This is a genomic window from Campylobacter concisus (assembly GCF_002914005.1).
In the GTDB taxonomy this organism is placed as follows: Bacteria; Campylobacterota; Campylobacteria; order Campylobacterales; family Campylobacteraceae; genus Campylobacter_A; species Campylobacter_A concisus_N.
The window spans coordinates 38,503-59,588 of the sequence record NZ_POZU01000038.1 but is presented as its reverse complement, the minus strand read 5'-3'; the positions used below and the strand labels follow the sequence as shown (position 1 = coordinate 59,588).

Sequence of the window (21,086 nt, the reverse complement as noted above, 5' to 3'; positions counted from 1 at the left end):
ATTTAAAGGATATAGGTTGATTTTACTCATAGATAATTACGATAGTTTTGTTTTTAATGTTGAACAGTATGTAAAAGAGCTTACAGATGAAGAGGTTAGATGTGTTAGAAATGACAAGATCACGGTTGACGAGATCAAAAAACTAAACCCAAGCAAGATCATTTTAAGCCCAGGGCCAAAGCACCCAAAAGATAGCGGAGTTTGTTTAGAAATTCTAAAAGCCGACCTTGGCGTGCCGGTGCTTGGAATTTGCCTCGGACACCAAGCTATAGGACTTAGTTTTGGCGCAAAGATAAAAAGACTAGATGATCCACTACACGGCAAAACCTCGTTTATTGACGTGAAAAACAAAGAGCCGCTCTTTGCAGGGCTGCCTGAGCGCTTTGAGGTTATGCGCTACCACTCGCTTTATGTCGATGAGCTCCCAGCTAGCTTAAGCGCTGATGCGGTGAGCGATGATGGCGTAGTTATGGCACTTAGCGTTAAAGATAAGCCGATCTTTGGCATTCAGTTTCACCCTGAGAGCTACTTTACGCAATACGGCAAAAAGATCGTTGAAAATTTTGTAAATTATAAGGCAAAAGATGAGGTTAAAGAGCCAAAAATTCGCTCTCTTAAACCATATCTTATCAAGCTTCAAGAGAGCATCCCACTTGATGATAGCGACTTTGAGCAAATTTGCGAGATAATAGCCAGCAAAGAGTACGAGATCGTACAGCTTTCAGCCCTTTTGGTGCTCATTAGCGAAAAGAGCCTCTATCCAAAAAGCCTTGCTGCGCTTGCGAAAAATATCCTAAAGTACTCGCAAACTTACCGCGACGATACGCCTATGATCGATCTTTGCGGCACAGGAGGCGATGGCTTTAAGACGATAAATATCTCAACAACTGTGGCATTTATCCTTGCAAGTCTTGGTGTAAAGGTAGCAAAACACGGTAACAAGGCCGTCTCAAGTAAGTCAGGCAGCTCTGATGTGCTTGAAATTTTAGGTGTAAAAAGTGAAAAATCACTGGCAAAACAGCGTGAAAATTTAGCAAATAAAAATTTAGCCTTTTTTCATGCGCCATTTTTCCATCCGCTAGTTGGCGAGGTAAGAGAAGTGCGCCAAAGACTTGGCATAAGGACCGTATTTAACGTGCTTGGACCACTTTTAAATCCAAATTTAAATCTTACAAACCAGCTAGTTGGCGTCTATCACAAGCCAGTGCTAAAACTCTACGCCCAGACGCTTAAAATCCTTGGCAGAAAGCATGCTCTAGTCGTTCGAGGTGATGACGGACTAGACGAGATCACGCTTTGTAGTGAAACGAGCGTTGTAGAGCTAAAAAATGGCGAAATTTTTGAGTACAGCATCACGCCAGAGCAGTTTGGCTTTAAAAGAGCGCTTCACAGCGACATCGAGGGCGGCACGCCTGAAGAAAACGCCAAAACATTGATCCGCACGCTAAAAGGCGAGGAGCAGGGGGCAAAATTTGACATCGTGGTCTTTAACGCGATGTTTGCGCTTTATGCAGCAGACGGCGCTAAGAGCCTAGATGAGGCTAAAAATATGGTGCTTGAAGTGATAAAAAGTGGCAGGGCGTATAAATTTTATGAAGAGTTTATAAAGGCGCAAGCGTAATGGTGCTAGTTAAAATTTGTGGTATCAAAACACTAGATGAAGCAAGCGCGGTTTGCGAGCTTGGAGCCCATTACATAGGGCTAATATTTGCTAAAAGTAAAAGAAAGGTCGAGCTAAATTTAGCTAGGCAGATAGCGAAATTTGCTCACAGTAAGGGCAAAAAAGTAGTTGGCGTTTTTGCTGAGCAAAGTGAGTGCGAGATAATGGAAATTTGCCAGTTTACAGGGCTTGACGTGGCTCAGGTACACGGAGCAGTCAGTGAAAATTTGCATGCAAATTTAAAAGATATGGGGCTTGAGATTTGGCAGGTTTTTAGCGTGAAAGATAGCTTGCCAGAGGTTGATTTTAAGCATTTTGACATGGCGCTTTTTGACTGCAAGGGCGAAAATGCTGGTGGAAATGGTACAAGCTTTGAGTGGGAAATTTTAAAAGAGGTCAAATTTAAATTTGGCATGGCTGGGGGCATAGGCGAGCACAACATAAAAGAAGCACTCAAATTTAGACCATATCTAGTTGATATCAACTCAAAAGTCGAGGACGAAAACGGCATAAAAGACGCGCAAAAGATAGAGAGAATTTTAAAGATCATAGGTGAGGTAGAAGATGAATAGTAAAGCATATTTTGGAAAATTTGGCGGGCAGTTCGTGCCTGAGACGGTGATGTTTGCCCTTGATGAGTTGGAAAGCGCCTATGCTAGCATCGCAAAAACAAAAGAGTTTAAAGACGAGCTTGATGATCTGCTTAAAAACTACGTTGGCAGGCCTAGTCCGCTCTTTTTTGCAAAGCGCCTGAGCGAGTACTACGGACATGAAATTTACCTAAAAAGAGAGGATCTAAACCACACGGGCGCGCATAAGATAAATAACGCCCTAGCTCAAGCACTGCTTGCTAAAAAAATGGGTAAAAAGAAAATTTTAGCTGAGACTGGAGCTGGTCAGCACGGCGTGGCAACAGCGACTGCAGCAGCACTTTTGGGCTTAGAGTGTGATGTGTATATGGGCGCAACAGACGTGGCTAGACAGCAGCTAAATGCCTTTCGCATGCAGCTTCTTGGCGCAAAGGTGGTTAGTGTAGAAGACGGCCTAAAAACGCTAAAAGAGGCGACTACGGCCGCCATACAAGCGTGGGTAAACGAGATAGAGAGCGCATTTTACGTCATTGGCTCAGCCGTTGGCCCGCATCCGTATCCAAAGATCGTGCGCGACTTCCAAAGCGTGATTGGCACAGAGGCCAAAGCTCAGCTTGCAGACTACGGCAAAAAGGCTGACTACGTTATCGCCTGCGTTGGTGGAGGTAGTAATGCTATTGGAATTTTTAGTGCATTTTTGGACGATGAGAGTGTAAATTTAGTAGGTATCGAAGCTGGCGGTCTTGGTATAGAGACACCTTATCACGCAGCTACGCTTAGCAAAGGCAAAATCGGCATTATCCACGGCATGAAAACGACTGTCTTGCAAGATGAATACGGTATGATCTCACCAGTGCATAGCATCTCAGCTGGTCTTGACTACCCAGGCATCGGCCCAGAGCACGCCCATCTAAACGACATCAAAAGGGTAAAATACGAAGCTGTAACTGACGATGAGTGCATAAATGCCTTGTATTTTCTAAGCAAGATGGAGGGCATCATCCCAGCCATCGAAAGCGCACACGCACTGGCGTATCTAGAAAAGCTTTGCCCAAAACTTGATAAAAAAAGTGTCATCGTCGTAAACGTCTCAGGCAGGGGCGATAAGGACATAAACACAGTTATCGGCTACGAAAAAGGAAAAATTTATGGATAAGATAAAAAGTGCATTTAGCGGTAAAAAGGCAAACATTGGCTACATCGTAGCTGGATATCCAAGCCTAGAAAAAACAAAGGAATTTTTAGAAAATTTAGATGAGAGCACGCTTGATTTAGTCGAGATCGGCATCCCTTACTCTGACCCGCTAACTGATGGAAAACTCATCGCGCAAGCTAGCTTTGAGACGGTGCAAAACGGCGTAAATACCGACGTTGTCTTTGACATGCTTGAGAGTTGCAAGGCAAAAGTGACAAAGCCTCTTGTTTTTCTAGTTTATTACAACATTATCTTTGCTTACGGTGTTGATAAATTTCTAAAAAGATCAGTTGAGGCTGGAGTTAGCGGCTTTATCGTTCCGGATCTGCCTTGCGAGGAGTGCGAGGAATTTGCTCTAAAGTGCAAGGAGCTAAATTTATGCCTCGTGCCACTTATCAGTGTCACTTCTGGAAGTAGGGCGGATGGAATTTTAAAATTTGGCTCAGGATTTATCTACGCTCTTGGCGCAATCGGCGTTAGTGGTTCAAAAAGGGCTGATGAAGATAGGATAAAAAATTTAGTTCTAGAGCTTAAGAAAAAGAGCGATCTACCAGTAGCTGTGGGCTTTGGTATTAAAAATACATATGATGTTAATGAAGTAAAAAAGTATGCTGACGGAGCGATAATAGGCACGCAAATAGTTAAGCTTTGTGCCGATTTTAGCGGTGAAAAGCTAGTAAAAGAGATAGATAAACTCTTTTAAAATGCTTAATAAATTTATAGCTAATTTAGTAAAGCCAAAGTATAATTGAAAATGCATTTCAAGTCTTAAGGAAGAGATATGAGAAAAGTTATAGATGAAGCTACAAGCTATCTTTGCAAGGATACTTTAGGGTTAGATTTAGAGTTTGGCAAGAGTCTAGGTAAAGGATTTTACGGAGCTAGCATACCAGTCTATAAGGGCAAAAGCGAGTATCATTTTTACCTATTTTTTAAAAAAGATACTTTGAAAATTTTCATGAATGCCTTTTTTGGTCACGAAGATGTTGATGGTGGTGATCTAGACGATCTTTGTAAAGAGATAGCAAATCAAATCATTGGCAAAGCTAAAAATTTACTAAACGAAAAAGAGCCAAATGCTTATAAGCTTGGAACGCCTGAATTTTTAGGCGAAGTTGAAAATTTTGGCATCAAACTAAAAGAGAAATTTGTATATAAGATAAAAAATAGAACATTTCAAATAGGCTACGACATACAATGAACGACGAGAGTGCGATAGAGACACTAGAGCAGCTAGGGCTTTTTAAGAGCTATGATGAGCTTATGGATATAAGTGTTGATTTTATAGCTGAGCTAGGAACTACCACAGTTAGTATAAATGAGCTTTTGAAATTTGAAGCTGGCTCGGTCATAGACCTTGAAAAGCCGGCTGGTGAGAGTGTGGAGCTATATATAAATAATAGAATTTTTGGAAAAGGTGAAGTAATGGTTTATGAGAAAAATTTAGCCATCAGGATAAATGAAATTTTGGATTCAAAGTCAGTTATTCAGTACTTCAAAAAAGAACTTTTATGAAATTTATACTATTTTTCTTACTTTTTGCAACTCAAATTTTAGCTTCAAACCTATTAACTTACAATATCTATGAACGTGCTGATAGAGTCGATATTATGCTTAGCTTTGATGCACCTTATGAAGGAAATATCTTTCAAAAGCGAGAAAAAGACACAACATCTTTGATATTAAATTCGCTAAATTACGATCAAAGTGCCAGCAAAGATATAAACTCAAAGATTATTCAAGAGCTAGATATTGAGCCAAAGCAAAACTCACTTGTCTTAAATTTGCGCTCAAATGATGCTATTATCGTAAATGCTTCAAAGACGACTGATAGTTTTGGGCTCCGCATTCGTGTAACTTTAAAAAATGCAAAACCTCAAATACAAAATATGCTTCAAGCTAGTGCAAAAATAGAAACCCCTAGCACTCCAAAGGCAGATGAAGAGCCTATGCTGAATATAGACTCAAGGTATTTTATAGTCTTAAGTGTGCTTATTGCACTTCTTGTGTTTTTATATGTATTTAAAAGATATATTACTTCAAAGAGTAATGATTTTGGCGGGTTTAAAACACCTAGAAATCAGTCTCAAAATGATACAAAATCAATGAACTGGCTACTTAAAAATCAAAATAGTAACGTCAATATAATATATGAAAAATATCTTGATCGCACGAATAAACTAATGCTATTAAGCTATGAGAATAGACGTTATTTAGTGATAGTCGGTAGCTCAAATGTAATGCTTGATAGCTTTGGTGAAGACAAGATACAAAATGAGCAAGATTTTGCTATATTTTTTGAAGAGAACAAGAAAAAACTAAGCTCATTTTTAGAAGAGCGAAAAAATAGTTTAAGTAACTATAAAGATAAAATGAGCGGAGAATTTTAGTAGTTTTAGCTAAAATTCTCATCCAATTTAAATTTTATGCGTTAAAGCCAGTTTCAAAATTTATACAAACGTAATAGCAAAAATTTCAGGCTTTGTGATCTTTTTTATCTCTTCTTTTGCCATAGCAAATTCTTTTGTGCCTTCTATTTTTAGCGTATGCCCACTAAATTCGAAGTTTAAATTCAGCCTTTCACAGGTTAGATCAAGTGCCTTTGCTAGTGAGAGTATAAAACTTAGCCATCTTATACACTCGGCTTTTGGAAGTAAATTTTTATATCGCTCAAATTCATATATATTTTTCTTTCCGTTTGTGCCAATTACTACTGCAATCAATGCTTTTTGTTCATGCGAAAAGCCATAATTTAAGGCATTTAAGACTATATAGGCTGAGTTTTTATGATCGCCATAAAAGCCAATCTCTTGACCGACATTGTGAAGTTTTGCAGCAACTAAAAGCGCTTCAAGATAGTTATCGCTTAGACCGTGAAGTTTTTTTAATACTATAAATATATCTTTTGCATACCTTATGACTGATTTATTGCATGATAATATAAAACGATCTTGCAAACTTTTGATACTCGGATTAAAATTTTGCGGAAATTTAAGGCTAGGGCGTAAAAAATCTTTTAAGAACACTCCCTCTCTTACACCAACCCCGCTTGTTATAATATTTTTGGCATTTAGAGCTTTGGCGAGGGCTAAAAAGATATGTGCACCCTCTCTAATGGTGTCATATCTATCTTTTTTAATAGGAAATTTATTTAGTTCAAGCACGCTAACGTTTGCGATGCTCTCGATGTAGGCTTGCTCGTCGCTAAGCTTGTAGCAAAAGCCGTGCAGTGAAGAGAGCGGATATAAATTTTTGCTCATTATGGCAGATGATATCGCTCTAAGAGAGCCTCCAATAGCGATTATATTTTGGCATTTAAATCGCTCATCTATCTGTTTTGTAACTTGTTCTAAAAATTTTGGCAATTTATTTAAGTTTTTTTTATCAAAAAAAAGCTCTTTTAACCTAACTGTGCCAATGTCAAGTGAGAGCGTATCTATTATTTTGCCTTTGCTTATTCTGGCAAGTTCAGTTGATCCGCCACCGATATCGATAGTGACGCATTCATCGATATTATGGAGTAAATTTTTGGCTGCGATCGCACCAAAAGTAGCCTCTTCTTTGCCGTCTATGACTTTTAAATTTATGCCAAGTTTTTTTCTTAAAAGAGAGATCAGAACATTTGCGTTTGGAGCGTCCCTAAGCGCTGAAGTACCAACACATAAGACTTTATTGCATTTGTAGCTTTTTATGATATTTGAAAATTCTCTAAAAGCCTTTAGCGCTTTTTCCATTGAGCTTTCGGATATTTCATTGTTTGAGCCATATCCGCCTTCACCTAGGCGAACCTTTGTTTTATATTCAGCTAGTATAAAAAATGCTAAGCGTGACGTTCTCTCAAATATCGCCATTCGCATAGAATTTGAGCCAAGGTCGATTACTGCGGTTCTCTTTGCCATTTTTATCCTTTTATATTTAAAACTAGGCTTGCGACTGCACCGCTTCTATCGTTTCTATTTTTAATGTCTACTTCGCCACCAAGAGCCTGTGCCGCACCTTTAGCTAGAAACAACCCAAGTCCAGCACCACCTTTGTCGCCATATCTTTTAAATGGGGCAAATAAATCTTTGCTCTCATCTATGCCTATTCCTTCATCTATTACTTCGACGATAAATTTATTTTTTATAAGCTTAGAGCTAATCGTAATGGTGCTATTTTTTGGTGAAAATTTAATGGCATTTTGAACAAAATTTTGCACAATGTGTGTTAGCAAGCTAGTTTGTATTTTTAGATTTAAAATTTCTGGTTTTAGGTCTAGTTTTATATTTTTTTCATCATTTTTCGCAAGTATCTCATAGTTTTTTGCAAGTTTTTTTAAAAATCCTATAACATCGGTATTTACTGGCTCTTCAAACTGGGCCCCCTCTTGACGACCGATCTCAAGCACAGAACTTATCATCGCGTTCATGCCGTTTATAGCTTCATTATTTGATTTTAGAGCCTCGATATATTTTTCACTCTCGCGTGGCTTTAAAAGCGTAACTTCATTTTTTGTTTTCATTACAGCCAACGGTGTTTTTAACTCATGTGCCACGCCTACAAAAAGTTCTTTTTGGTATAAGACAAATGTTTGGATTCGAGAGATTAGCCTGTTTATGCTCTGCCCAAGTGGTAAAAACTCATCTGGTAGACTTTTTATATCGATCTCATGAAGAAATTTTTCGTCTAAATTTGTAAGCTTGTGACTTAAAATTTTTATAGGTATTAAAAGCATTCTTGATAAAAATAGTGCATAAAAAAGCACCAAAAGTATCGCTGATACATTTACGATTATAATATCTATAAAAATTTCTTCTACTATATGAGCTTGAAGAGTAGTATCTTTTTCTAGGCTTAAATAACTACTTTCATCGAGTTTTGTTATTAAAAAAGTTTTACTTTGATCCTTTGATTTTTGCGTTACGATATATGTTTCTTTATCTTGTGGCTCGTCTGCTTTTATCGTTGCTAGGGTTTTGTTTGGATTTTCTATCGTAAATGTTTTTGAATTTAAAGGATTGAAATTCTGAGGATTTTTTTTATAAGCTTCGGCTTGATAGTTTAGCTCATTAACTACACTTTGAAAAACGGTAACCCTTATATAGTGATAAAGCATTACCGAAATAACTACAATTAGCATCATAGCACCAGATGCTAATTGTAGTATAAATCTATTCCTTAGGCTTTTTTGGGAAAACAAAATCTATATCCGCGTCTTCTAACAGTTTCAATTGTTGAAATATTTAGTGGTTTATCCATTTTTTGGCGGATTTGGTTGATAGCGACTTCAATGACGTTTGGAGTTACAAGCTCTGGCTCTTCCCAGATAGCATCAAGCAGTTGCTCTTTAGATACGATCTGATCTGAGTGTCTTGCAAGATGAGTTAGGACTTCAAAAGGTTTGCCCTTAAGCTCAATATCACGACCTAAATATGTGATTTTCTCCTCATCTGGATTGATGATGAGCTCATCTATTTTTATAATATTTGTGCCGCCAAAGCGTAGTCTTGCTTCAAGTCTAGCTACTAAGATGTCAAAATCAAATGGTTTTTTGATATAGTCATCAGCACCAGCTCTAAGTGCTTTTATTTCGCTTTCTTTGTCATCTTTTGCAGAAAGAACTACAACTGAAGTGCGTGGAGATTTATGTTTGATGATGTTTATAAGATCTATGCCATCGCCATCTTGGAGCATCCAATCAGTCAAAACTAGATCGTAATTTCTGATACCTATATAGTACTCAGCATCTTTAAAATTTTCAGAGCTATCAGTTTGATAGCCAAACTCCTGCAAGCCCTCAGCAATCGTCTTATTTAGCGTCACTTCATCTTCAACTATTAAAATACGCATTTTGCTTCCTTAAACTAAAATTTATGGGCGATTGTATCATAAATTAAGCAATATTTCAAGATAGTTTAATAAATTTTTAAAAAATAGTGTTTATTTTTGCTCCAACAACTGCGTTTGGTAAAATTTCAGTTTTTAAAATTTCCATTTTAAGGCTAGTTAGTGAGCCAAATTTCTCTTTTAACGCTTTGCTGGTTTTTTCAAGCGACTCTTCAACGCTTTGAAACTGTCTTTCATTATAAAAATTTTTAACAAAGTCAATAATTAAAACATAATCAATAAAACTGGTTGAGCAAATTTCTAGATTCATTTGCACCTCTTGCTTAGTGACTCGCTCAAAATCAAGCATTCCGATGATCGTTTCAAATTTATAATCTTTAATGATCGTCATCATCTCGCTTTTCATACGACTTTTTTCTCCTTACCGGATATTAAACGAACGATATTTGGTATGTGTTTATAAACCACCAAAAATGCGATGATTAGTATCGGAGCGTGTGTGTAAATTTCATCTAGTTCTGGGTGGATTATAAAGCTTGATGCTATGAGAGCTGTCAATGCACAAAGTGAAGCAAGAGAGCTAATTTTTAAAAATTTACCGACCAAAAACCAAACAGCTAGAGCAATAATAATCTCAACTGGTAAGAAAAACGCGATCACTCCAGCTCCAGTTGCGACTCCTTTGCCGCCCTGAAATCCTAAGAATATAGAAAAACAATGTCCAGCCACACTTAAAACCGCCATAGTCCAAAGCACACTTTGGCTTGCACCAAGAGAAGAGGCGACCATGAGTGGTAAAACGCCTTTTAACACATCACAAACTATCGTTAAAATGGCTAGTTTCTTGGCTAGTTTTGGATCTTTTTGCTTTAAAACCCTTAAAACATTTGTCGCACCTATGCTTTTGCTGCCCTCTTTTTTTATATCAACATGGCCAAAAATTTTTGCTAGTATGAGCCCTGATGGGATGCTGCCAAGCAGGTAGCTAACGGCATAAAGTATTAAATTTTGCATATTTTACCTTTTAAATTTAAAGAGAAATGATAGTAAAAAAATACTAATTTTTTTATAAATCATCTCCACAAAAGCACGACTTTTTCGTCATAGATGTCGCTTTTCTTTGGCGAAATTTGTGTTTCATTTATCGTGATGTTTTTAATATCATTTGCCTCTTTTAGCGCGTCGCACTCTTGTGCAAATTTCTCTTCAAGCTCGCTTATGGCCAAATTTATATCATTTACGCTTTGCTCGCTAAGCTTGACGTCGCTTCGCTCTTTTAAGACCTTGTTTGCGCTTCTGGCACTTGATGCGATCTTGCCGGCGTTTTGGCGAGATAAGAGCTTGTTGCCAAATATCGCTCCAAATATGCTTGCGCCTATATTTATAGCTGCGTCAAGGCCGCTTGTGGTCATCTCTTTTTGCTCTTTATCAAGCTTTGCAAGGGCTTTGTTTAGCTTATCTTGCAAGCTCTTTTGCTCTTTTTCAAATTTAGCCGTGAGTTTTTCGGTTTGCTCCTCTAAAATTTCATTGCACTTATCTTGAAGCCTTATGAAAAACTCCTCTTTTGACTCATTTTCTTTTGAGTAAATTCCCATCGCCTCAAAGGTGTTAAATTTGAAATTTCTATATAAAAACTCTTTAAATTCTTTTTCTAAAGCGTCAAAATTTTTAGCGCTCGTTATGAAATTTGGCACAGCTGCAAAGCTTGCACCGCTTGGCTCATTTTCGCTTGTATCAACGTGCATACCTTCGCTAGCCTCACTCCAGTTTGGCTCTTTGTCATTTTCGCTAAGCTCATAAAGATAGCTCACCTCGCAAATGTTATCTATGCCTTTTTTGGCGTCATAAATTCTCACCTTTGCGCTTGCAAGTAAATTTGGCGTGAGGCTTTTTGAGTTGGTGTAGAGCTGTGTGATCGCACTTGAGATGATAGGTTTTGCGCTAAATTTCATCTCGCTTTTATCTACACTTTGGCTGCTTAAATTTTCTTTTTTATCTTTCATTAAATTTGAAATTTGCTCGCGGCTAAGCGGGCCTTTTAGATAGCTAAGTGCCCAGCGCGTGGAGATAACGTTTAGGCCGTCTTCGTTTATATTTTTGAGTAAGAAATTTCTTTTGGCTAAATTTGATATGAGATTTTCAAGTGAGGCTTTGTCTAAGTTTGAGCCTGCGATGCCACTTAGGCCGTCGATCACGCGAGCCTTATCTTGCGCTGTCTGGAGGCGACCGATGAACCAAGTGCCGATGTTGCTAAGGCCTTTGTAGTCAAGATCGACCGGGTTTTGCGTGCTTAAAACGCAGCCTAAACCAAATGCACGGGCTTGTTTTAAAAGCGTGAGCATAGGCGTTTTTGACGGCGGATTTGCGTTTGGCGGAAAAAAGCCAAAAATTTCGTCCATATATAGGATCGCTCTAAGTGAGCTTGTACCCTCGGTGCCGCGCATCCACGCGATGATCTCGTTTAGCAAAAGGGTGACAAAAAACATCCTCTCAGCGTCATTTAGGTGCGAGATTGTAAAGATATTGCACTTTGCTTTGCCGTTTTCGTCAAATAGCATCTTTGAAATTTCTAGTCTAATGCCTTGAGTCCAGCCTTTAAAACTTGGGCTTGCGATGAGCGCGTTTATCTTCATGGCAAGCTTTAGACGCTCACTGCTTGGATAGAAGGTATCCACGTCAAAAACGCCTATCTTTTTAAACGGCGGATTTGCTATGAAATTTATGAGCTCCTCGATAGTGACGTCTTTTTGCTCTTTAAATTTAGTATCAAATATGGTTGAGATGAGTAGCTGTTCTTTTGAGTTCATGTCCTCGGAATTTATACCTACAAGAGATAATACTGAGGCTGCAAGCGAATTTATATAGTTGCTAAAAATTTCTTCATCAGTGATATTTTGGTAGGCAAAATCACTAAGTAGCGCCACGCCTATACCAGCTGAGCTTTTTGGTGTGTAGATGTTAAAGTTTGCGCTTTCTTTTAAAATTTTTACTCGCTCAAGATCTTGAAAGCTCGACTCTATGCCGTTTCTCCAAAGCTCGGCTTGAGAGGTGGCAAATTCCTCTACGCTTTGACCTTTGTTGGTTGCTTCTGCTTCATCTATGTATGGTAAAAAATCCTCCGGCCTCATCTGCGGAAAGGTTAGAGCTAAATTTGTGATGTCGCCCTTTGGATCGATGATGATAGAAGGGATATTGTCTATGCATGCCTCTTCTAAAAGCGTGATACCAAGGCCTGTTTTACCGCTACCTGTCATACCTATGATAGCTGCGTGGGTGGTTAGATCCTTATTTTTATAAAAAAATGGCTCTTTGTCTTTTAGTCCGATATAAAAAAGTTTTAAATTTTCTTGTATTGTTTTCACTAGCTGCCTTATTCGTATAAATTTATACGTGAGCGAAGCTCGTCAAGTGTCTCTTTTATGCGCTTTTGCGTAAAATCTTTTATCGTTTCATCATCATCAATAAGCTTCATACAGTATCTAATGTAGCCTTTATATGCCAGCTCTGTAACAAGTCTTAGTTTTAAAGTCACGTTTTTTACTTTATCTGGCGCAATTAAGATTTCAAAGGTCGCTTCTAGCTCTTCTCCATCTTGAAAATTTGTAGTTTGCGGGCTTAATACGCTTATGCCACCCTCAGAAACATCATAAAGGCTACCTTCGATCTTGTCTTGCTTGCCTTTGATAATAGTTTTGGTGAAACGATTTGGCAAGATACGTTGGAATTTTCTTTTATATGCGTACATCGTCGTATTTCGTAAGAAATTTGAAAGAGTGACGCCTTTATTGACTATATTGTAATTAACAATATCAGCGCATAAAGGCTTTGAGAAAAAGCTATTTGGCAAAATAAAACCTTTGCCGTCTTGCTTCATGGCTAAAATTTGCATCATATCCACGCGAAAAACGACACTATCTTCTTTAACTTCTAAAATTTCAGCCTCGTATTTTATATTTAATCCATCATATAAATTTAAAAGCTCAGGCCTTACCTTGGCTTTTTTCATACGAGTGAAAGTATTGATCGGATCTTCATAAAAAAATGTTCCGGTTTCAATCATGTTTTTTACATTTGTTTCTTGCTGGTCTTTGGCGCCACATAAAATTTCTTTGATTCTTGAAACGGCATTTACGAAATAGCCTACGAAGGTGCTATTGTCGCAAGAGTGACTAAAATTTAAAGTCAAATTTAAAAGTAGGAAATTGATTAATTTGTCTCTTGTGTTTGATTTTGGTATTAGATTATTTAAATCATCTTGTAGCTGCGTAGCATTTGGCTTTTGAATAAGCAGTGTATCAAAGATATTTTCAAGACAAATTTTTACCTGATCGTGCGGCACGATAAATGTTAGCTGCCTACAAAATTTGATACCGTCATCGATAAATTTATCTCTTAATTTAAGTATGCTGTCTTCGCAATTTATTACAAGCTCTTGCTTGCCTTTAAAATCCATGTAGTCTCCGGAATGTTGTTGATTAAAGCCAAGGCTATGATATAAAAAGTTATATTAAAAAAGTATTTAAATTTATTTGGAAGAGAAATTTCTAGGTAAAGGATACCTAGAAATTTCTATTGATTATAGTTTGCCTTCGTTGTGTGAAAGGTAGTCGGCAACACCTTCAGTGCTTGGTTTCATACCAGCATCACCTTTATTCCAGCCAGCTGGGCAAACTTCGCCGTGCTCATTTGTAAATAGCATAGTATCAACCATTCTTATCATCTCATCGATATTTCTGCCAAGTGGAAGATCGTTTATAACTGCATGGCGAACAGTGCCATCTTTGTCTAGTAAGAATGAACCACGAAGTGCTACACCAGCATCTTCTAGAAGTACGTCAAATCCGCGAGCGATTGATTTTGTCATGTCAGCTACGATAGGGAAACGAACTTTGCCAATACCGCCTTTGTTTACTGGAGTCTCTTTCCATGCAAAGTGAGAGAATTGGTTGTCGCATGAAACCGCGATAACTTCGATACCACGTGACTTGAACTCGTCATATCTTTTGTCAAATGCGATAATTTCGCTTGGGCAAACAAAAGTAAAATCCATTGGATAGAAAAATACAACCGCGCCTTTCTCGCCAATATTTTTATAAAGATTAAAATCATTTATAATTTGATTGTTTCCTAAAACTGCTGCAGCTGTAAAATCAGGTGCTTTTTTTGTTACTAACATTTGTTCTCCTTAATAATAAATTTTATTGATTGCGAAATTATATCTATTCAAAATTAAATTTAGTTTAAACATATTTTAGAAATTTTTGTTTAGTAAATTTAGTATTATTAGTAAAAACAAAAAATGGATTCTTGTTAAAAGTGGTAAAAACTTTGAATTTTTAAAATTTTAGTGATGAGAGCATTTGAAAGAAATTAGTAAAAGTGCTGCTAAAAATTTAGAAGATTACTTACTGTAATTATTATAAATCGCTAAAATTTTTTCCGCCAAATTTTAGAATCGCTGATCCCCATGTAAAACCGCCACCAAATGCGTCAAGAAGCAAAACTGAACCATTTTTGATACGACCGTCTTCATAGGCATCATTTATAGCCATCGGAATTGAAGCGGAGCTTGTATTGCCATATTTAGCAACAGTCAAGACACATTGCTCATCTTTAAAATTTAATCTATTTTTTACTGCATCTATTATTCTTATATTTGCTTGATGAGGTATAAAAAAATCAATATCTTCGCTTTGCATTTTATTTGCATGCAAAATTTCTATTACGCTTTTGCTAAGTGTTTGAACTGCTATTTTAAAAACTTCATTTCCACTCATATGGATGAAATTTAGTCTATTTTTTAGTGTTTCCTCACTGGCTGGAAATACACTCCCGCATCCTGGAGTTATTAAAAGTTCAGCTTGTTTGCCGTCACTTGCTGTATGAATATCGATGATCTCATTTTCATTGCCACTACTAATTACAGCCGCGCCTGCTCCATCACCAAATAGTATACAAGTGCTTCTATCTGTATAGTCAACAATAGAGCTTAATTTTTCGGCTCCGATAATTAATACGTTTTTTTTGGCACCGCTAACAATGAGAGAATTTGCAAGCTCTAAAAGATAAATAAAACCGGTACAAGCCGCACTTATATCAAATGCTGTAACTCCATAGTTTAAACCCAAATTTGCAGCTATTTTGCAAGCAGTAGATGGCATACAAAGATGATCTGGAGATATCGTAGCACAGATGATTGCATCGATTTGAGCTTTATCAAGCCCTGAGCGTTTTATGGCTAATTCACCAGCCTTTGTACCAAGATCACTTGTTGTTTCGTTAGTTGCAATATGCCTTTGTTCGATACCTGTTCGCTTTACTATCCATTCATCACTCGTTTCAACCATTTTTTCAAAGTCAAAATTTGTCAGAATTTTTTCTGGAATGTAAGAAGCGATAGAAATCAGTGAAGCTTTTGGCATATTTTACCTTGCAAAGTGCGAAAGTTCTTCTTCGATAACTTTATTTATATTTGAATTAGCAAATTTTATTGCTTGAAAAATTGCATTTTTTATAGCTTTTGAATTACTTTTGCCGTGACTTATGATAACGCAACCATTTACGCCAAGAAGTGGTGCACCGCCATATTCGTCATAGCTAACCTGCTTTTTAAGCGTCTTAAAAACTTTTCTCATGAGTACAGAGCCAGCTATAGCAAGAGGTGATTTTTTAATTTGTTTTTTGATAATTTTACCTATAGCATCTGCAACGCCTTCGCTAGTTTTTAAAAGAATATTTCCCATAAAACCATCACAAACCATCACATCAATACTACCATCAAAAATTTGATTACCTTCTGCATTACCAACAAAGCTATCAAGCCTAGAAACTAATTTAAATGCTTCTTTGCTAACTTCATTGCCTTTGCTCTCTTCTTCACCATTTGACAAAAGACCAACTTTTGGCTCTTTTCTACCTAAAATTTCTTTTGCATAGGCCTCACCCATTATGGCAAATTGAAACAAATGCTCACTTCTGCAATCAACATTTGCACCAACATCTAAAACCAAAGTCGCAGATTCTTTTGAATTTGGCATAAGTGTTGCAATTGCTGGACGAGATATATTTTTTAGTCTACCAATTCTTAGAGTAGCTAAACTCATAGTTGCACCACTATGACCAGCAGAAACTACAGCATCAACTTCCTTGTTTTTTAAGAGTTCAATTGCTTTGTAGATCGTACTATCTTTTCTTTTAAGCGCATCAGTTGCGCCATCTGCCATTGAGATAACTTCGCTAGCTTCTAAAAATTCGATATTTTTTAAATAAGACTGTGGAATGAGTGGTTTGATGACATTGCTATCGCCGACTAATACAGCTTTAAATTCTGTCTCTTTTAGTGCATCAATAACACCAGATATTATAGGATCTGCACCAAAATCACCACCCATAGCATCGATAGCAATGCGAATCATATTTTAATATTCACCTGTAGTTTTGTTTATGCGGTGAGGCATTTTCCAAGAACCATCTTTGTCTTTTACAGGCACTGGAAGTGTAACTTTATAATGTGTTCTACGTTTTGCTGCACGAGAATGACTCACTCTTCGCTTTGGTACTGCCATTTTTACTCTCCTTTATAAATTTTTACATTTTTCACAATAGAAATAATCGCTTTTAAAAGCTTCTAACTCACTCTCAAGGACTTCTTTTAAATCAATATTACCATCAAAAAATTCCATCGTATCGCTAAGCTCATTTTCGCTATCTTTATAAATACCGTCACTTAAATTTAGCTCTACATCTTGATCGATAGGTAATATAAATGACTCACCACATCGATCGCAAACATAATTTATATTCCCTTTTATCTTACCTTGACATTTTACCAAAAAAGGGTCTTTTCTTTTTAAAATTCCAATAAAAACTAAATTATCATTTCCTACTAGCTCAAAGCTTATATCTTTGTTTGCTATTTTAGAAAAAGATATAATCAATTTTCTTGACCTAAAGTTAGCAAATTTCTCTTGAAGCAAAAAAGAAATTTATCTCATTCACAGCATTTTCTAGGCTGTCACTTCCGTGAACTGCATTTGCATCAATACTATCAGCAAAATCAGCTCTTATAGTGCCAGGAGCTGCTTCTTTTGGGTTAGTTGCACCCATTAGCTTGCGGTTTTTAGCAACTGCATTTTCACCCTCTAAAACTATAACTACAACTGGTCCGCTTACCATAAAATCAACTAAATCATTGAAAAAAGGTCTATCTTTGTGAACTGCGTAAAACGCTTTTGCATCGCATTTGCTAAGCTTGATTTTCTTTGCAGCTGCGATCCTTAGGCCGTTACTTTCAAATCTATCTATAATTTTTCCAACAACATTTTTCTTAACAGCATCAGGCTTAATAATAGAAAGTGTTCTTTGCATAAATTTTCCTTAAATCTAGGTTATTTAAATTGAAGTTGGCAATTATATCAAATAAAGCTTAAAAATAAAATAGGCTCAATTTGAGCCTAAAAATTTATAAATATAAATTTATTGAATAACTGGAATAGAGCCATTACGTGCATCAGCACCGATCTGATCGCGCGAAGGTTGTCCTGCTACAACAGCGTCCCATACGATACAACCGTCAGTTGGACAGGCAGATGCACAGGCTGGCTCATCGTTATAGCCTACGCACTCAACGCATTTATTTGAATAAACATAATATGTATCTGCTCCAGTTGGGTTGTCGCTATCATCAACGATAGCTGAAACCGGGCATTCATCAATACATGAGCCACAGCTTATGCATATATCAGTTATTTTTACAGACATTTTTTCTCCTTAGATTAAAATTTGGCGTAGAATATCAAAAAAAGCTGAAAATGATATAAATAAGCCCTTAAATTTAACTATGATCTTGAATTTTAGAAAAACTACTTTATAAATCTTTTATCACTTTTAGACTAAATTTACAGATTAAAATTTTAAAAAGGTTGTATAAATTTAATGAACGATATTATTGAAATAACTGGTGCAAGAGAACATAACTTAAAAAATATAAATCTTAAAATTCCTAAAAACAAATTAGTAGTTTTTACTGGTCTTAGCGGAAGTGGCAAGAGCACGCTAGCCTTTGATACGCTTTATGCCGAGGGACAAAGAAGATATATGGAGAGCCTTAGCAGCTATGCTAGGCAGTTTTTAGACCGTGTGGGTAAGCCTGATGTTGATAAGATAGAGGGTTTAACGCCTGCTATTGCGATCGATCAAAAGACGACCTCTAAAAACCCTCGCTCAACGGTTGGCACGATCACTGAAATTTATGATTACCTAAGGCTTTTATATGCAAGAGTGGGCGTGCAGCACTGCCATAAATGCGGCAAACCTATCTCAAAAATGAGTGCGAGCGACATCATAAATGAAATTTCAAAGCTCCCACTTGGCGCAAAAGTGATCATCTATGCACCGCTAGTGCGTGAGAAAAAGGGCACATGGGCAGACTTGATCGAAAATTTACGCCAAAAAGGCTTTGTAAGAGCGCAGATAGATGGCGTGGTGGTGAGGCTTGACGAGGAGATCGAGCTTGCAAAAACGAAAAAACACACGATAAAGGTCATCGTTGATAGGATCGCTATCGATGAGCAAAATCACGAACGCCTTGCAAGCGACGTGGAAAAAGCGCTAAATGAGAGCTTTGGCGAGGTCGAGATAGAGATTGCAAATGCTGATGAACTAGGACTTAAAGAGAGTTTTATACATTACAGCGAGCACATGGCTTGTTTTGACTGTAAAATTTCATTTACGCCGCTTGAGCCACTTAGCTTTAGCTTCAACTCGCCAAAGGGCGCTTGCGAGCACTGCGACGGACTTGGCATAAGATATAGCCTAGATATGAGCAAGATTATCGATGAGGAAAAGTCGATAGAAAATGGCGCTATCAAGCTACTTTATGGCTATAACATGAGCTATTATTATAAATTTTTGCTTGCTTTTTGTGAGCAAAATGGCATCGATATCAAAAAGCCATATTATGAGCTAAGTGAAGATGAAAAGAGGCTCGTTTTATATGGAAATGTCAAAGAAGTTGAGTTTTTTTGGAAGCGAAATAAACTGCTTAGAAAATTTGATGGCGTGGTTAAAATTTCACACGGACTTTTGAAGGATTATAAGGACTTTGACGAGTATATGAGTGAGAAAATTTGTGATGCTTGTAACGGTCATAGACTAAAGCCTCAAAGTTTAGCGGTCAAGGTCGCTGGCCTTGGACTAGGTGAAATTTTAGACATGAGCATAGAAAACTGCACCGCTTTTTTCTCGAATGAGAAAAATTTCGCATATCTCAGCGACTATGACAAGGCGATCGCAAAGCCTATCTTAAAAGAGATCAACGAGAGGCTTTTCTTTTTGTATGACGTTGGACTTGGCTACTTGTCTCTTGGACGTGATGCTAGGACGATCAGCGGTGGCGAGGCACAGCGTATCAGGATCGCGAGCCAGATAGGAAGTGGGCTAAGTGGCGTCATGTACGTGCTTGATGAGCCAAGTATCGGTCTGCATGAGCGTGATACGCTAAAGCTCATAAAGACGCTTAGAAATTTGCAAGCCAAAGGCAACTCTGTAATCGTCGTCGAGCATGATAAAAAGACGATAGAGGAGGCTGACTATATCGTAGATATCGGCCCTGGAGCTGGTAAATTTGGCGGTAATGTGGTCTTTGCAGGCACGGCAAAAGAGCTTTTAAACTCAGACACACAGACTGCTTTATATATAAATGGTAAGAAAAAGATCGACTATCAAAAAAACAGAAAAGCTGAGAAGTGGCTCGAAATTTCAAATGTAAATATCAATAACATCTCAAATTTAACCGCTAAATTTCCGCTTAGAAACCTTGTGGGCATCACTGGCGTTTCAGGATCTGGTAAGAGCTCGCTAATACTTCAGACCTTGCTCCCGGAGGCACAGGAGCAGCTAAATAGAGCTAAAAAGGTGAAAAAAATAGCTGGGGTAAATTTAAGCGGACTTGAGAATTTAGACAAGGTGATCTATCTTGATCAAAGCCCTATAGGCCGCACACCACGCTCAAATCCAGCGACATACACTGGTGTGATGGATGAGATAAGAAATTTGTTTGCGCAGACTAAAGAGGCCAAGCTTAGAGGCTATAAAATAGGGCGTTTTAGCTTTAACGTCAAAGGTGGGCGCTGCGAGAAGTGCCAAGGAGAGGGCGAGATCACGATCGAGATGCACTTTTTGCCTGATATAAACGTGGTTTGTGACGTTTGTAATGGCGCTAGATATAACGCTCAGACCTTGGAAATTTTATACAAAGGCAAAAATATCGCCGAGGTGCTAAATATGAGCATAGATGAGGCGGTTGAGTTTTTCAAGGCTGTGCCAAAGATCGCTTCAAAGCTCACGACACTGCAAGACGTGGGGCTTGGCTACATCACGCTTGGACAAAATGCAGTCACGCTTAGTGGCGGCGAGGCGCAGCGCGTGAAGCTAGCAAAAGAGCTTAGTAGAAGTGATACCGGAAATACGCTTTACATCCTTGATGAACCAACGACGGGGCTTCATTTTGCCGATGTTGATAGGCTGGTAAAGGTGCTAAATCACTTAGTTGATCTTGGAAATTCAGTCTTTGTGATCGAGCATAATATGGATGTTATTAAAAACTGCGACTATATCGTTGATATGGGACCAGAAGGCGGCGCAAAGGGTGGCAAAGTAATAGCGTGCGGCAACGTAAAAGAAGTAGCTAAAAACTATAAAAAAACTGGTAGCTACACTGGAGAATTTCTGGCACAAGAGCTTGAGGAAATGAAGAAAAAGTAGAAATTTAGCTCAACCGTTTCTTTGTAAAATTTGAAACGGTTGAGGCGTGTTG

The 21,086-nt window shown here is 37.7% G+C and carries 22 protein-coding genes; 8 read left to right on the top strand and 14 right to left on the bottom strand.

What is annotated here, in order from left to right:
* Positions 1-16: 16 nt before the first annotated feature.
* The 7 genes from trpD to CYP54_RS04410 all read left to right on the top strand — a co-directional run bounded on the left by trpD (position 17) and on the right by CYP54_RS04410 (position 5,835).
* The gene (gene trpD / locus CYP54_RS04440) at positions 17-1,621 is read left to right on the top strand and encodes an anthranilate phosphoribosyltransferase (protein ID WP_103604349.1); all 1,605 of its coding nucleotides are present in this window, start codon (positions 17-19) and stop codon (positions 1,619-1,621) included.
* A complete protein-coding gene (locus CYP54_RS04435; RefSeq protein ID WP_103604348.1) occupies positions 1,621-2,232 on the top strand; it encodes a phosphoribosylanthranilate isomerase in 612 nt (203 codons plus the stop codon). Before trpD ends, CYP54_RS04435 begins: the two co-directional genes overlap by 1 nt.
* Positions 2,225-3,406 carry a tryptophan synthase subunit beta gene (gene trpB, locus CYP54_RS04430; RefSeq protein WP_103604347.1) on the top strand — a complete coding sequence of 394 codons (1,182 nt, stop codon included), beginning with the start codon at positions 2,225-2,227 and terminating at the stop codon, positions 3,404-3,406. Before CYP54_RS04435 ends, trpB begins: the two co-directional genes overlap by 8 nt.
* Positions 3,399-4,148: a tryptophan synthase subunit alpha gene (gene trpA / locus CYP54_RS04425; protein WP_103604346.1), complete on the top strand. Its 750-nt coding sequence runs from the start codon at positions 3,399-3,401 to the stop codon at positions 4,146-4,148. The genes trpB and trpA overlap by 8 nt, the downstream gene beginning before the upstream one ends.
* A 78-nt stretch (positions 4,149-4,226) precedes the next feature.
* Positions 4,227-4,646: a chemotaxis protein CheX gene (locus tag CYP54_RS04420; RefSeq protein ID WP_084041241.1), complete on the top strand. Its 420-nt coding sequence runs from the start codon at positions 4,227-4,229 to the stop codon at positions 4,644-4,646.
* Entirely contained in the window at positions 4,643-4,960 is a 318-nt protein-coding gene (gene fliN, locus CYP54_RS04415; protein WP_021091807.1) for a flagellar motor switch protein FliN, read from the top strand. The genes CYP54_RS04420 and fliN overlap by 4 nt, the downstream gene beginning before the upstream one ends.
* On the top strand, positions 4,957-5,835 hold the full coding sequence (locus CYP54_RS04410) for an excinuclease ABC subunit A (protein ID WP_103604345.1): 879 nt from the start codon (positions 4,957-4,959) through the stop codon (positions 5,833-5,835). The genes fliN and CYP54_RS04410 overlap by 4 nt, the downstream gene beginning before the upstream one ends.
* 60 nt (positions 5,836-5,895) lie before the next feature.
* Here CYP54_RS04410 and CYP54_RS04405 read toward each other — a convergent pair whose 3' ends face one another.
* The 14 genes from CYP54_RS04405 to CYP54_RS04340 all read right to left on the bottom strand — a co-directional run bounded on the left by CYP54_RS04405 (position 5,896) and on the right by CYP54_RS04340 (position 18,031).
* Positions 5,896-7,344, bottom strand: coding sequence for a Ppx/GppA phosphatase family protein (locus CYP54_RS04405; RefSeq protein ID WP_103604344.1), 1,449 nt, complete (start codon positions 7,342-7,344; stop codon positions 5,896-5,898).
* 2 nt (positions 7,345-7,346) lie between these two features.
* Positions 7,347-8,564 (bottom strand): sensor histidine kinase, encoded by a 1,218-nt coding sequence (locus CYP54_RS04400; RefSeq protein WP_181001522.1) that lies wholly within the window; start codon positions 8,562-8,564, stop codon positions 7,347-7,349.
* Between the two features lie 38 nt (positions 8,565-8,602).
* Positions 8,603-9,274, bottom strand: coding sequence for a homeostatic response regulator transcription factor HsrA (hsrA, locus tag CYP54_RS04395; RefSeq protein ID WP_021091657.1), 672 nt, complete (start codon positions 9,272-9,274; stop codon positions 8,603-8,605).
* A 76-nt stretch (positions 9,275-9,350) separates the two neighbouring features.
* Positions 9,351-9,677 carry a dihydroneopterin aldolase gene (locus tag CYP54_RS04390; protein ID WP_103604343.1) on the bottom strand — a complete coding sequence of 109 codons (327 nt, stop codon included), beginning with the start codon at positions 9,675-9,677 and terminating at the stop codon, positions 9,351-9,353.
* Positions 9,674-10,285: a glycerol-3-phosphate 1-O-acyltransferase PlsY gene (gene plsY, locus CYP54_RS04385; RefSeq protein WP_103604342.1), complete on the bottom strand. Its 612-nt coding sequence runs from the start codon at positions 10,283-10,285 to the stop codon at positions 9,674-9,676. Before plsY ends, CYP54_RS04390 begins: the two co-directional genes overlap by 4 nt.
* Before the next feature lie 59 nt (positions 10,286-10,344).
* Positions 10,345-12,633, bottom strand: coding sequence for an ATP-binding protein (locus CYP54_RS04380; RefSeq protein WP_103604341.1), 2,289 nt, complete (start codon positions 12,631-12,633; stop codon positions 10,345-10,347).
* A gap of 8 nt (positions 12,634-12,641) precedes the next feature.
* Positions 12,642-13,724 (bottom strand): PilZ domain-containing protein, encoded by a 1,083-nt coding sequence (locus CYP54_RS04375; protein WP_103604340.1) that lies wholly within the window; start codon positions 13,722-13,724, stop codon positions 12,642-12,644.
* A gap of 123 nt (positions 13,725-13,847) precedes the next feature.
* Positions 13,848-14,447 (bottom strand): peroxiredoxin, encoded by a 600-nt coding sequence (locus tag CYP54_RS04370; protein ID WP_103604339.1) that lies wholly within the window; start codon positions 14,445-14,447, stop codon positions 13,848-13,850.
* 241 nt (positions 14,448-14,688) lie between these two features.
* Complete coding sequence (locus tag CYP54_RS04365) at positions 14,689-15,693, bottom strand: beta-ketoacyl-ACP synthase III (protein WP_103604338.1); 1,005 nt, start codon at positions 15,691-15,693, stop codon at positions 14,689-14,691.
* A gap of 3 nt (positions 15,694-15,696) precedes the next feature.
* Complete coding sequence (gene plsX, locus CYP54_RS04360; protein ID WP_072594492.1) at positions 15,697-16,686, bottom strand: phosphate acyltransferase PlsX; 990 nt, start codon at positions 16,684-16,686, stop codon at positions 15,697-15,699.
* A gap of 3 nt (positions 16,687-16,689) precedes the next feature.
* Positions 16,690-16,836, bottom strand: coding sequence for a 50S ribosomal protein L32 (gene rpmF / locus CYP54_RS04355; protein WP_002942540.1), 147 nt, complete (start codon positions 16,834-16,836; stop codon positions 16,690-16,692).
* A gap of 12 nt (positions 16,837-16,848) precedes the next feature.
* On the bottom strand, positions 16,849-17,208 hold the full coding sequence (locus tag CYP54_RS04350; protein ID WP_103604358.1) for a YceD family protein: 360 nt from the start codon (positions 17,206-17,208) through the stop codon (positions 16,849-16,851).
* Between the two features lie 16 nt (positions 17,209-17,224).
* On the bottom strand, positions 17,225-17,638 hold the full coding sequence (gene ndk / locus CYP54_RS04345) for a nucleoside-diphosphate kinase (protein WP_103604337.1): 414 nt from the start codon (positions 17,636-17,638) through the stop codon (positions 17,225-17,227).
* Positions 17,639-17,746: 108 nt separating this feature from the next.
* Positions 17,747-18,031 carry an NADH-quinone oxidoreductase subunit I gene (locus CYP54_RS04340; protein ID WP_021091598.1) on the bottom strand — a complete coding sequence of 95 codons (285 nt, stop codon included), beginning with the start codon at positions 18,029-18,031 and terminating at the stop codon, positions 17,747-17,749.
* Between the two features lie 174 nt (positions 18,032-18,205).
* Here CYP54_RS04340 and uvrA point away from each other — a divergent pair, with 174 nt between their 5' ends.
* Positions 18,206-21,034, top strand: a complete 2,829-nt coding sequence (gene uvrA, locus CYP54_RS04335; protein WP_103604336.1) for an excinuclease ABC subunit UvrA — start codon at positions 18,206-18,208, stop codon at positions 21,032-21,034.
* The last annotated feature ends 52 nt before the right edge of the window (positions 21,035-21,086 follow it).